This window comes from Fibrobacter sp. UWT3, assembly GCF_900230125.1.
Taxonomy (GTDB): domain Bacteria; phylum Fibrobacterota; class Fibrobacteria; order Fibrobacterales; family Fibrobacteraceae; genus Fibrobacter.
The window spans coordinates 1,526,429-1,539,918 of the sequence record NZ_OCSS01000001.1 but is presented as its reverse complement, the minus strand read 5'-3'; the positions used below and the strand labels follow the sequence as shown (position 1 = coordinate 1,539,918).

At 54.5% G+C, this 13,490-nt stretch carries 8 protein-coding genes and 1 tRNA gene; 5 read left to right on the top strand and 4 right to left on the bottom strand.

Annotated elements, in window-relative coordinates:
* Positions 1 to 7 precede the first annotated feature (7 nt).
* Positions 8 to 1,036 carry a serine/threonine-protein kinase gene (locus CRO08_RS06710; protein ID WP_176495079.1) on the bottom strand — a complete coding sequence of 343 codons (1,029 nt, stop codon included), beginning with the start codon at positions 1,034 to 1,036 and terminating at the stop codon, positions 8 to 10.
* A 63-nt stretch (positions 1,037 to 1,099) separates the two neighbouring features.
* A complete protein-coding gene (nadB, locus tag CRO08_RS06705) occupies positions 1,100 to 2,686 on the bottom strand; it encodes an L-aspartate oxidase (RefSeq protein ID WP_097035743.1) in 1,587 nt (528 codons plus the stop codon).
* Positions 2,687 to 2,922: 236 nt separating this feature from the next.
* Here nadB and CRO08_RS06700 point away from each other — a divergent pair, with 236 nt between their 5' ends.
* From CRO08_RS06700 to CRO08_RS06680, 5 genes are all read left to right on the top strand, one after another.
* The gene (locus CRO08_RS06700) at positions 2,923 to 3,759 is read left to right on the top strand and encodes a TIGR02147 family protein (RefSeq protein WP_073113953.1); all 837 of its coding nucleotides are present in this window, start codon (positions 2,923 to 2,925) and stop codon (positions 3,757 to 3,759) included.
* A complete protein-coding gene (locus tag CRO08_RS06695; protein WP_097035537.1) occupies positions 3,746 to 5,665 on the top strand; it encodes an FISUMP domain-containing protein in 1,920 nt (639 codons plus the stop codon). The genes CRO08_RS06700 and CRO08_RS06695 overlap by 14 nt, the downstream gene beginning before the upstream one ends.
* A gap of 222 nt (positions 5,666 to 5,887) precedes the next feature.
* The gene (locus CRO08_RS17500) at positions 5,888 to 7,837 is read left to right on the top strand and encodes a peptidylprolyl isomerase (RefSeq protein ID WP_097035536.1); all 1,950 of its coding nucleotides are present in this window, start codon (positions 5,888 to 5,890) and stop codon (positions 7,835 to 7,837) included.
* 73 nt (positions 7,838 to 7,910) lie between these two features.
* A tRNA-Glu gene (locus tag CRO08_RS06685) sits at positions 7,911 to 7,983 on the top strand.
* Positions 7,984 to 8,066: 83 nt separating this feature from the next.
* The gene (locus CRO08_RS06680) at positions 8,067 to 10,091 is read left to right on the top strand and encodes an FISUMP domain-containing protein (protein WP_097035535.1); all 2,025 of its coding nucleotides are present in this window, start codon (positions 8,067 to 8,069) and stop codon (positions 10,089 to 10,091) included.
* Here the strand turns inward: CRO08_RS06680 and ligA are convergent.
* Entirely contained in the window at positions 10,088 to 12,436 is a 2,349-nt protein-coding gene (gene ligA, locus CRO08_RS06675) for an NAD-dependent DNA ligase LigA (protein WP_255252264.1), read from the bottom strand. The two genes, CRO08_RS06680 and ligA, sit on opposite strands and share 4 nt — an antisense overlap.
* Positions 12,437 to 12,505: 69 nt before the next feature.
* Positions 12,506 to 13,456, bottom strand: a complete 951-nt coding sequence (locus CRO08_RS06670) for a geranylgeranylglycerol-phosphate geranylgeranyltransferase (protein WP_097035533.1) — start codon at positions 13,454 to 13,456, stop codon at positions 12,506 to 12,508.
* Between the last annotated feature and the right edge of the window lie 34 nt (positions 13,457 to 13,490).

Below are 13,490 nucleotides of genomic sequence, written 5' to 3'. Positions count from 1 at the left end.
GTTCCCTTTAGAAATTCGATAAGAGCATGTATACGCCGGCAGTGACTGCAGCGGTGAATATAAAAGTAAGCGCGATTGTCATTTTGCACCTGCTGGGGTAGGTCTTGGGTTCAATGGCGGTCTTTTCGCCCCTCATCGTTGCGCTTACCCATTCGGCGAGGTAGGGCGTGAGGTCGCGCGGGTAGGCGCGCATCAGGCGACTGAGTTCGTCGGCGACATCTGCGGCAGAAAGCGGGCGCTTCGAGGGTTTCTTTTCGAGAAGCTTCATCACGAGTTTTATAAGCCCCTTCGGGGTCCAGGCGGGGAAGGCCTTCTTGCCGATTTTCAGGCGGCGGATGTTTTGGAACGTCTGGTTCAGCGATTCCCCGCGGAACACGTTTTCGCCAAGGAGCATCTCGCTTGCGATAATGCCCATGCCGAACAGGTCCGATGCCGGGGTGGCCTCGTTGCCCATGGTTTGTTCGGGGCTCATGTACGCGCCGGTACCGATTTGCGAACCCGCCATGGTGAGCGTCATGTCGTCGCCGTTACGCCTGTCCACGTGGGCAACACCGAAATCGAGCAGGCGGATTCGCCCGTCCTTGTCGACCATCATGTTCGCGGGTTTCAAGTCGCGGTGCACGATGCCTGCGCGGTGCACGACGCTCAATGCAAGGAACATCTCGTGGAGGATTGCCATTACGACCCATACGGGAGGCTGCTTGCAGGTGTCCAGAATTTCGCGGAGGTTCTTGCCCATCACGAATTCCATCGAGAGCGAGAGCTGGCCGTCGGGCTCCTTCCAGAGGGCGTAGGGCACGACGATTGCCGGGTGGTTCAGGTGGGCGAGGATTGTCGCCTCCTGCTGGAACCGGAGGATAAAGGAGTCCTGGTCCAAAAGCTTCGGGACCATCTGCTTCACGATGACCATGCGGTCGAGCGACTCGTCGTGGCACAGCCACACGTTGCCCATGGCTCCGTGCCCGAGCATCTGCGTCGGCTTGTATCCGCCGATTTTCTTCGGCAAGGCTTCCTTTGTCTTCTTCGCTACAGTCATTCTTTTCGTTCCTGCTGTCATCCTGGAGGCCGAAGGCCGATAGGATCCAGCGCTTCTCCTCTGTTACTTGGAGCCCTTTTCCAGATAGATCGTGTGGTGCTTGGTCTTCGGGTCCAGATTCGGGTAGTCGAGAATGTAGTGCAGCCCGCGCGATTCCTTGCGATGGAGCGCTGCGGTGAGAATCATCTTGGAAACCTGCAGGGCGTTCAGGAACTCGAGGAAGTGGATGTTCTCGGTTTCCTTGTTCTTGATGGCGGCATCCACGTCGGCCTCGAGGGCTGCGATTTCTTTTAAACCCTGGTTCAGGCCCGCGGTCGTGCGCACGATGCCGCAGTAGGCCCACATCGTATCTTGCAGGGCCTTCTTGCGCTTGCGCCAGTAGGCGGCCTTCGTGAACGAAACCTTCTCTTTCTTGGTCGATTTCTTCACGTCGAGTTTCGCCTTCAGGAGCCCGCTATCGCAGATATTGTCCACCGCGCGGATTGCAAAGACGACGCTCTCCAGCAGGGAGTTCGATGCCAGGCGGTTCGCTCCGTGGACGCCCGTCGCGGCGACTTCGCCGCAGGCGTACAGGCCCTTGATTTCGGTACGCGACCACGTGTCGACCAGTACGCCTCCGCACATGTAGTGTGCGGCGGGCACCACGGGAATCCATTCCTTCGTGATGTCGATGCCTGCGTCGAGGCACTTCGCGTAGATGTTCGGGAAGTGGCTCTTGATGTCCTTCGGGGTGCGGCCCGAGAGGTCGATAAACATGTTGGGCTTGCCCAGGCGCTGCATCTCGCTGTGGATGGCGCGGGCCACGATGTCGCGCGGAGCGAGCGAGTGGAGCGGGTGAACCTGGTTCATGAACTCTTCGCCCTTGTAGTTCTTCAATATGCCGCCGAACCCGCGCACCGCTTCCGAAATCAGGAAGGGCTTCTTGAGTTGCGGGGCATAGAGGCTTGTCGGGTGGAACTGCATGAACTCGATATCCTGCAGGGCGGCGCCTGCACGGGCCGCAATCGCCATGCCGTCGCCACAGCTGTCGGGCGGGCACACGGTGTACTGCCAAATACGGCCTGCACCGCCGGTAGAAAGGATGGATGCCTTCGCGAGGAGGTCTTCGACAAGGCCCGTCTTCTGGTGGATAATCTTTGCTCCCACGCAGCGCTTGTTCTTGCCTTCGCCCTTGCAGATGAGGTCCTTGATGTAGCAGTTCTCGATGTAGTGGATGTTCTTGTGCTTGTGCAGTTCGCACAGCAGCGCGCGCATGATTTCCTTGCCGGTGAGGTCCGCCGCGTGCAAGATGCGGTGATGGCTGTGGCCGCCTTCCAGGTGCAGGTCGAACTGCGTCTTGTCGGCGGGCGAGGGGGTGAACTGCACGCCCCACTTCACAAGCTGCTTGATGGTCGCGGGCCCGCTCTTGGTGAGGATGTTCACGGGTTCCTTCTTGCAGAGGCCGGCACCCGCCTCGAGCGTGTCGTCGATGTGGAACTTGAACTTGTCCGTCTTCTCGGTGACGGTCGCGATGCCGCCCTGCGCATAATTGGAGGAGCCGTCCGGTTTTGCGCCTTTCGTGAGGATAACGACCGAAAGGCCCTTTTCTGCCGCATGCAGGGCAGCGGAGAGGCCGGAAATACCTGCTCCCAGGACTAGAATATCGTACATGACCAAACTCCGTTGGTAAGTTTTATGCTCCATAGATAGAAATTTACTTGCATTCGTGATTATTGCTTTCTGTCGTGACTTGAGTTCCTGGAAAAAATCCTATATGCAATGCTTCATTGCATATACGCAAATGTAATAGAAAATTTACTATAAAAATGCAGAATTTTTTAAAAATTCTTTAATTTTGTTGACTAAAATGCTTGTTTTCTAAAAATCGCGATTGTATATTTCTTGGTATGAAGCCGATTACCGAATACACAGACTACCGCAAGTTCATGCTGGATTATTACGAAGACAGAAAGGCACATTCCGTTTTCTCGTGGCGCGAGTTTTCTAACCTTGCAGGATTTTCTTCCTGTTCGTACATGAAGGTCGTTTGTGACGGTAAGAGCAAGCTGAGTAAGCAGGGCGTGGAACGTACTGCACAGGCGATGGGGCTCGTGGGTTTTGAGGTAGAGTATTTCCGTGCGATGGTTACCTTTTGCCAGTCTAGATCGGACGCAAAGAAGAAAGAGGCGTTCGAGCGGATGTGTTCCATCGCGAAGAACCACAAGGTACGTGTTCTCGAAGAAAGGCTTTTTGATTACTACGAGTCGTGGAAGAACCCGACCTTGCGTGAACTTGCGCCGTTGATGCCGGGGGCGACTCCCGGTGAACTAGCGAAGAAGTGTTACCCGCCAGTAACGGCTTGGGAGGTTCAGGAAACCTTAAAGTTCCTTACCGATTCTGGACTGTTGCTCAAGGCCAAGGATGGAACGTATTCTCAATCAGAAAGTTCCATTACGGGGTCGAGCGAGGCGACTCGCCTTGCAATCCGGACGGCGCACCGCCAGATGTCGCAACTCGCGGCGAATTCCCTTGACCTGCCTACGACGGAGCGCAACATCACCGGTGTCACTATGGGCATTTCTGATGAAACCTACGACAGGATTGTTCATGAACTTGAGACGTTCCGCCAGAAGATTATATCCATTGCCGTTGCAGACAAGAATATTAACCAGGTCTACAGACTCAACCTGCAGTTTTTCCCGCTGACCCGAAAGGTGAAGGAGGTTCCCCATGAAAACGACTAACCTGAGATTTGTAATTTCTATTGCTGCGCTGGGCCTTGCCTCCACATGGCTTTCGTCTTGCAATGATTCAAGATCTGTGGCGGGGACATCCGACGACCCGAACCAGATTACGGCAAGCATCGAGGGCGTTGTTGAGAAGGGGCCGTTCGTGAAAGGTACGACAGTCTCCTTGTATGAACTCAATCCTGAGACCTTTGCGCAGACAGGCAAGACTTTTACGGGTAGCATTGACGGCGATGACGGCTCGTTCTCGCTGGGCAAGGTAGAGCTGGATTCCCGCTATGTTCTGCTAGATGCGAATGGTTACTATTGGAACGAACTCTATGGGATGAAGACGACAAACCCGCTCTCGTTAAAGGCTGTCGCCAAAGTCGGAAATGATGGCAAGATAAATATCAATGTGGGTACGCACATTACGCACAAGCGAATTCTTTCGCTCGTGGAAAATGGTATGGATTTTGATAAGGCAAAATCGCAGGCAGAAAGGGAAGTTGCGGAAGCCTTCTTCGGTGATCAATCGGAGCAAGCATTCGAAAATGCGAGCATTATTGACAATGAAAAACTTCTTGCTCTTTCCGTAATTATGTTGTTGACTGGCCCAGAACCCGATGTGACCGAAATGATTGCAAGCCTTACGGCAGGCCTTACCGACGACCTACTTGTCAAACTTGCCGACAAGGCTGCGTTGCGCTACAACGAGTATGCGTATGCCCGCAGGTTTATGGGGCAGCATTTCCCCGACGCATCGATTGGGTATTTTGAACACTATATCATTGCGTTCTGGCAAAAGGTTTACGGACTCGGCGAGTGCAACAGGGACAAATCTGGCGTGCTGGATACCGTTCGTGCAGAAAAATCGGAGAATGCGGGCAGGGTTCTGATATGCAAGGAATTTGAACCGGAGTCTGGAGTGTATTTGTGGCTTAACGCGAGTGGCGTGGAACAGAATACGTTTGGGCTGGAGCCGGTTGAAGACGGTCATTTGGTAATGTCTGAAACGGATTCGACTGTGGCGTATGTGTATGATAATGGTAAGTGGCGTGAAGCAAATGCAAGCGAAATTTTTGTTGGGATGGGTTGTGTCAAGTCACTTGATGGTACACTCGTACAGAAAGATGGCGATGGCAGTAAGTGCAACTGGACTTACTGTATTGAGGCTGTCAATGGGTACAGGTCGGATGGCTCGTTTATCTCTGCTGATAGTGTTGGATTCATATGCCAATTGGGCCGTGAACCTGCTTGGACTTCGGCGAATATCTTTGATTACCCCAAAGAAATGTTTTTTAATCCGGATGTTGAATATGGTTCCGTGACGGATGAGCGCGATGGCCGAACCTACCGTACGGTCAACATTGCGGGGATGACGTGGATGGCTGAGAATCTTACTTATGCAACAAATGGTGCTGATTGTAAGGATTCGCTTTCCATAGGTTGTGTTTATGAATGGTATATGGTAATGAATGTTGCAAAAAATGATTCTGTTGTAGAAAATACACGCGGAATATGCATGGAAGGCTGGCACGTTCCTGATACTACTGAATGGAGAGCCTTGCTAAATGAATATTCGCTTGCAGATCTAAAATCTTCAGTGAAATGGCATGATGGGTCAAATAGAAGTGGATTTTCTGTTGTGCCTTTTGACTCTTATGTAAATCATGGCCTTGTTACGATTAATAGCATTTGGCTTCCGTATGCAGATTTTTTTGCCTCAAATTACGATGTGGGTACTCATACTATGGGTGGGGGTAGATTTACTTATGGTTATGGGGCATCTTTTGATGAGACCGAAGCGGTAATTACAAGTATGGTGCAGAAAGAAAAGAGCGTTTCGCGGTATACGAAAGGATTGCTCCGTTGCGTGAAGGATTATAACTTACTTGAACAATCAACCAATATAGGAGAATAGAATGAGTTACGGAACATATTACGTTGATGATTATTCTGGAACCGATTATGCCACTTTACTGGCGGGTTACTTTGCAATAGAGTGGAACTTTGGCTGATTGGCGGTATTATCCGTATGATACAGGGATTTGGGCTAATTTGTGCCTAATTCCCTTTTTTTATACGAAAGCGTCGTTTTCTTTTGTTATATTTTGCCCCGACAAATTTTAATGGAGTCTACTCTATGTTAACGTGGATTAATGAAAAGGCCAAGTGGGTTATCGTCATTTTCGCGGCAGGTATTGTCGTGGGCCTGTTGGCTATGGACCGTGTTCCGAATAGTGCACAGAGCTACCCTGTCGGAGTGGTGAACGACCACAAGATCAGCTATGCCGAATTTGATGCCCGCATCAAGATGCTGCAGCAGAACCAGTTCCAGAACCAGCACCTTGAGGACGAGCAGTACGCGCAGCTCCGTAGCGACGTGTTCCGCTCCTTCGTTCGCCAGATTCTCCTGGACGGGCAGTTCGAGAAGGCCGGACTGGCAGCCTCGGTCGCCGAACTCAAGTCTGAATTCAAGACCAACTCTGCTGCCGTTCGCCAGCGCCTGGTGCAGGAAGCTCAGTATCGTCTCTTTGCGATTCAGCAGCAGGCAACCTCTCAGGAAGACCTGATGCAGCGCAGCCAGGCTTACATCGCTTCGCTCCCGAAGTTCCTGACCGATTCTACCGCAAGTGCCGCAGACTACGAGGTCTGGCTCGAGACTCCGGAGGCCTTCAAGTGGGGTTCCATGCTCCAGCTCGAAGAGGAAATGAAGAACACGAACATTCCTGTGCGCCAACTTCAAACGCTGGTCAGCGCTGGAATCCACCCGACGACGCTCGAGGCCAAGTGGGCTGTTGAACGCCGTATGACTGATTTCGATATCGATGTCGCGTTCGCTTCTTCAAGCGATTTCGCCGTTGCTGACGACGCGGTCGATACGGCGATGGTGAAGGGTTACTTCAATGCCCACCAGGACAGCTTCTTCGTGGAAAAGGATGCCGTTACGTTTGACTACGTGACCATCCCGGTCGCAGCGACTGCCGCTGACGACGAGCGCGTGCGTGAATACGCGATGACGATTTACTTCCAGCTCGCCGATACGTCTTCTACCGCTTCGTTCGAGGAAATGGCCCGTATTTCTTCCGAAGACCCGGGCAGTGCCGAGAAGGGTGGCATGCTTGACCAGCCTGCTGGTCTTGGCGTATACGTTCCTGAATTCGAAAAGGCCGCCCTCGCTCTTGATTCCGGTGCCGTTTCTGAACCGGTCAAGACCCAGTTCGGCTACCACATCATCAAGAGCTTCGGCAAGTCCACCGATTCTACCGGCAAGGTTACCGCCAACGTCGGTCATATCCTGCTTGTCGTGAATGCCTCTTCCGAAACCATCGACAGCCTCGAGAAGATCCTTACGGGTGTGAGGAACGAAGTGAACGCCGGTACCAAGGACTTTGCCGCCGCCGTCAAGGAACGCGGTCTCGAAGTCAAGCACTCCGGCTGGGTGGGCAGGAACGAGAACGTGGACGACCTCGGTTACCTGAAGGGCGTTACCACGTTTGCATGGCCCAACGAACACCTCCCCGAAGAGGAAGGTATCGTGTCGCAGGTGCTCCGCAACAACAAGTTTGTCGCCATCTTCAAGAAGGACAAGGAACTCAAGGCCGGCGAACGCAGCATCGACCTGCACTTCGATACCATCAAGAACAGCCTCAAGGCCCGCAAGTCCGAGAACGCTGCCGGCGCTTACCTGAACTCCGTCGCCGCGAAGGTGAAGGAATGGAAGGCCGCCGACCCGGCCGATTCTGCCGCCGCTGCAGCAAGTGCCATCGAGAAGGTGAATGTCCAGAACTACAAGGCTTCTGCAGAAGGCTACATTCCGGGCTTCGGCTACGGCAATGCTGCCCTCTACAAGGTGCTGAACGGCCAGAAGCAGGGTGAATGGGGCCCGGTCGTCGAGACTGAGCTCGGTGCCGTGATGGTCCGCGTGAACGGCAAGACCGCTCCTGAAGATTCTGCCGTGACGAGCGCCGTGAAGCAGGAAGTCGAAAACGCCTCCCGCTTTACCTCCATGACGCTGTTCAATGAATTTGTTAGCAATATGGAAAAGGGCACTCCGGTCGAAAGCAACCTTGACCTGTTCTACAAGGAATAGCTGTTTTTCGTCGACGGGATTTTCCCGTTGACGGTTTCACCTTCTTTTGTTATATTTGTGCCGCTTAACTGATGCCCCCATCGTCTAGTGGCCCAGGACTCGGGATTCTCATTCCCGCAACAGCGGTTCGAGTCCGCTTGGGGGTACTAAAAGGAACTCACCAGAAGGTGGGTTTCTTTTTTTATAAAAAAAGTGTGCTTTTGCCGTTTATTTGTATTATTTTAATGACATGCGGTACTTTATTCCTTTACTCTTGGCATCTGCGGCATTTGCGGGGATGATCGTCCCGATGCCGAACCTGGTGGACCCGCGCGACAAGCAGGTCTATAAGACGGTACAGATTGGCGACCAGCGCTGGATGGCCGAAAACCTGCGGTTCAAGTTGAAGGGTACGTTCTGCTACAACAAGAACGATTCGTATTGCAACGAGTACGGAAGGCTTTATACGTGGGCGGCCTCCATGAGGCTTGTGGACTATTTTAACCATACCGTCGCGAAGGATGCTGTGAAGAAGGTGCACGACGTGTGCCCCAAGGGCTGGCGCGTGCCGACGAACAAGGACTGGAAGAAGCTCAACTATTACGTAACCAAGATGGGGATTAGCGACGGTGCGGGGATAAGTCTCAAATCGAAGGAGGGTTGGGATCGCGAACTTCGCTTGCCTGCTGGGTCCGACGAGTTCGGGTTCAACGCTTTGCCTGCGGGCGAGTTCCACTACGTGGGTGAATTTATGGACAAGGGTGCCTCCACGCAGTTCTGGGCATCTAACGAGTACGATGCGTACGGTGCGTACTTCTGGCGCATTACATACGATTCGAGAACGTTCGAGAAGGTCTACGACGCGAAGGATAACGCCGTGTCGGTGCGTTGCGTCGAGGAGAAGTACTACAAGCCGGTCGAACCGCCTCCTCCGCCCAACTTCGTGAAGGTTGAGGTGGTGACGGTGCAGAACAAGGAAATCCTCACCATTCATGTGGGCGACCAGGTATGGATGGCGAAGAACCTGGACGTGGACGTGCCGGGAAGTTTCTGCTATGCGGCTAAGGACGAAAACTGCAAGAAGTTCGGGCGCCTCTACACGTGGTCTGCCGCAATGAAACTCCCTCAGGAATATGGCGAGAAGATTGCCCGCGATTCGGTGAAGCGGACTCACCGCGGTTTGTGCCCCTACGGCTGGCATATACCGAGCATATACGATTTCGACAGGCTTAACGCCTACCTCAAGGATATCGACGAGGCGGTAGGCGTGGGTGCGAACCTGAAGGCACGCGACATCTGGCCGGAGTCGGACAATTCCCTGCCTGGCGAGAACGGTTTCGGGTTCAACGCGCTTCCTTCGGGCATATTGCCGGCGAATTCGCCGTTTAGTGGGCTTGATTCCGTGACGGGTTTCTGGAGCACCGCCGAGACGGACTCCGTTACGGCGCTGTTCTGGTCGCTGCGGTATGATAGCGACGACCTGGTGCGCGACAGTGCGGGCAAGGCGGGTGCTTTCCCGGTGCGTTGCCTGATGGACCCGCCTGGCATTGACGAAATTTACGATAGCACCGCGTTGTATGATTCACGCGACGAGAACCGCTACAAGACCGTAGAAATCGACGGTGTCCGCTGGATGGCGGAGAACCTGCGGTTTGCTGCCCCGGGTAGCTTCTGCTACGAGGACAAGGATATCCGCTGCAGGAGTTACGGGAGGCTTTACCCGTGGCATGTGGCGATGCGCCTGCCTGCAGACTTCATCACGAATCCTGTGGAAGGCGCGATTACCGTCGACCACCAGGGCATTTGCCCTGCAGGTTGGCACGTGCCCTCGCAGAAGGAATGGAGTGACATGATGCTCGGTGTCGCCAAGATGACGAAGGGTAGCATTGCGGCCGCGCTCAAGATGCGCGAGGGCTGGGTGCGAGGCGGTGCGCCGATTAGCGAGGCTTCGGGCTTCAATGCCATACCTGCGGGTGCACGTTACAACGACGGCGAGTTTATGGAACTCGGCACGAGTGCATATTTCTGGGAGGCAAGTGGTGGCGGCGATACGGGTGCGGCCTACTGGAACCTCATCAACAGCAAGGACGATGTGATGCGCGCGGAAGACTTCGAGAATACTGCGTTCTCGCTGCGCTGCGTGAAGAATGCGCCTGTTGCGGCGGATAGCACGAAGGCTGCTCCGGCGGGGAATGCTGCTCCGGTGGGGGATGCTGCTGCTCCGGCTGTTGCTCCGGCTGGGAATGCTCCGGCTGGTACTGCGCCGGCCCCCTAGAACAAACTGAGTTGACCGTTAGCGTCGGCGTTTGCCGGCGCATTTTTTGTTTGCGTTGTGTCTGCGCCTTCGGGATTTGCGTCAGGTGCGTCGCCTTCGTCGCCCGAAATGTCGCTGTTGTCGCTGGCAGGAAATGCCGCGGGCTTCTCGTTACCTGCGTCGGAATCTGCTGCGGCAATCTGCGCTAAAAGCCACGCTTCGTCATGTACAGGAATGCCGAGTTCGTTCGCCTTCGTGAGTTTGCTTCCGGCGGCTTCGCCTGCGAGTACCCAGCTAGTCTTCTTGCTCACGGAGCCCGAGACCTTGCCGCCGTTCTCCTCGATGAGCTTGCGGGCTTCGTCGCGGTCCATGCTCGGGAGCGTTCCGGTAATGACTGCGGTCTGCCCCTGGAACAGCGTCTTGACGACGCCCTTGAATTCGGTGGGGCAGCCGAGGGCCACGAGTTCGTCGATTTCGTTCGTGTAGAGCGGCGTGTGGAAGAAGTCGTAGACGGACTTTCCGATGCGTTCGCCCACGTCGGTCACGTTCTGCAGGTCTTCGACGGTTGCCGTGCGGATTTTTTCCAGCGTGCGGAAGTGCTTCGCGAGGTTCCTCGCGCTGGTGCGGCCCACAAAGCGAATGCCGAGGCCGTGCAACAGGTTCTCGAGGCTACGCTCCTTCGAAGCGGCAATGGCGTCGAAGACGTTTTTGGCGCTCTTCTTGGCCATGCGCTCCTGCGATTCAAGGTCTTCGAGCGTGAGGCGGTACAAGTCCGGGATGCGCTTGATTTTTCCCGTGGCGATGAGGCTTGCGATGAGGGCGGGGCCGAGGTTCTCAATGTTCATGGCCTCGCGGCTCACGAAATGTTCAAACAGGCATTGCACCTGCGCCGCACAGTGCATGTTTTCGCACCGGAGAATGACTTCGCCATCCACGTGCGTCAAAGGCTCACCGCAAACCGGGCATTTTTCGGGGGCGGTCACGGGGACGGCCCCCGCCGGGCGGAGTTCTTTCTTGACGTCGGTGATTTTCGGGATGATTTCGCCGCCCTTCTCGACGCCGACGGTGTCGCCGTAATGCAGGTCCAGGCGCGAGACTTCGTCGAAGTTGTGGAGGGTGGCGCGCTTGACGGTGGTACCCGCAAGGCGCACGGGGGCGAGGTTTGCTACGGGCGTCACGGCCCCGGTGCGGCCGACCTGGAATTCAACGGAAAGGAGCGGCGTGTAGGCGCGTTCGGCCTTGAACTTGTAGGCGATGGCCCAGCGCGGGCTCTTGCTCGTGGTTCCGAGGGCGCGCTGCATGGCAAGGTCGTTCAGCTTCACGACCATGCCATCGATTTCGAAGGGGAGGCTGTCGCGGCTCGCGCCAATCTGCTCCGAAATCTTCATGATTTCATCGGTGGTATCGGCTGTCCAGTAGTCGTTCGTGTGGAACCCGAGTTTCTTGAGCTGTAGCAGGTTCTCTTCGTGCGTCTTGTTATTGCTCTGCGGAATGTGGTAGGCGAAGAATCGCATCGGGCGAGTCTTGCATTCGGCAACGCTCTTGAGCTTGAGCGAACCCGAGACGGTGTTACGTGGATTCTGGAAAATCTTCTTGCCTTCCAATATGAACTGCTCGTTCAGGCGCTCGAAGGCTTCCCGCTCCATGTATACTTCGCCACGCACCTCGAAAGTGCCTTGCGGGATTTCGCTCGGGTCAATCTTCAGTTTCTTCGCGTCCAAGGTTTCGGGAATGTCCGCAATCGTGAGTGCGTTCAGGGTCACGTCGTCGCCCTGGGCGCCGTCGCCGCGGGTGGCCGCCTGCTTCAAGCGTCCGTTTTCGTACACAATCGAAAGCGAAACGCCGTCGATTTTCCGCTCGCAAATCCATTTCTTAGACGAAAGATCGCTTCGCTGGTAGACGATAGACGATAGAGATTCTGGGTTGCTCTCGCCTCTTTCGTCTTTGCTCTTTGAGCCAAGACTTGTCGGCTCGGCAATGAATTTGCGAGCTATTTCATTGCTCTCGCCTCTTTCGTCTTTCGTCTTTCGTCTTTCGTCTAGGTCGGCAATTCCATCTTCTGCGGCCCGCACGAATTCTGCCATCTCCTCGGCGCTGTACACGTTTGCGATGCTGAGCATGGGTACTGCGTGCGCGACCTTCGCAAAGTCGTTCGTCAGGTCGCTGCCGACCCGCTGCGTGAGCGAACCCTGACCGCGCAGTTCCGGGTACTTCGCCTCGAGCGCTTCCATCTCCTTGAGCCCGAAGTCGAAGTCCTGGTCGCTCATGGGGGAGACGCCTTCCTTGTAGTAGAGGCGGCTCGCTTCTTCCAGTTGCTTCTTCAGTTCAAAATAGCGGGTATAGTCGAAGTCTTTCTGCTCGGTCATGGCCTTAATATAGCAAGTTTTGCGCATTTTTTCTGCGCAATCCTTTGACTCGATTCGTTACTTGTGAAATTATAAAAACGTGCAGACGATAAGCGCGATTAGGCCAGCAAACATGGCCACTTTCGTAAGCGACTGTGCACGGCGGTAGTTCTTGCGGTGGGCACTGAAAAGGATTACTGCGAATATCGGCGTGAGCGCTATGCCCGTGATAATCAGGAACAGCGGCGGATAGTTGTGCCCGAACACCTTGTCCATGTAGAATACCGGGAGCGGGAGCGAAATCCAGGTGAAGAGGATGATAGCGCCGGCGAGCCTCCTTGCGGTTGCCGAGCCCGCGATAAGCGGGAACGTCATGATGCCCGCTTTGAGGTCTCCTGTCTCGTCTTCCAAATCCTTGTAGATTTCGCGTGCGGTCGTGAGCAAAAATGCGAACGGGATTGCGGGGATAATCGCCCAGATGTGTTCTTGTGCGTAGTCGTTTCCTGGTAGGATTAGATTGGATAGTATGAGATAATCCATCAAGGCGTAGAACAGGGGAGTCGTGCAGAGGAATGCGACCGTCATGTTTTTCAAAAGCGGGATGTGCTTGAGCCACTTGTTGTAGGCAATCAAGAGTACCCCGAGTAAAAAGAAGAAGCCGAGCGGAAAGTATTCAAACGGAGAGGAAGAGTTTGAATCTCCGAGTCCGCAGAGGAGCATTAGCACGAATAGGGCAATCCAGGTTATGCGTGCGGCCTTTACCGAAACTTTCCCGGTTACGAGCGGGCGTTCCGGGCGGTTCATCTTGTCGCTTTCCAGGTCCAGGGTGTCGTTCTGGATGTTCGCAAACCCGATGGCGAATGCGAACCCGAACGCTTCCACTATAACGGTAGACCAGCCAATCCAATCAAAGTCGGAATTGCAGTCGTCGGGCAAGAAAAGCGAATTGGGAAACCCGAGCAGCATATACCCGACCACGAGCGTGATTATCGCAATCACGATGTTCTTGGGGCGGGTCATCTTGAGGAGTTCGACAAACATCGGCTACAAATATAAAAAGAAAAAATCCGGCTTT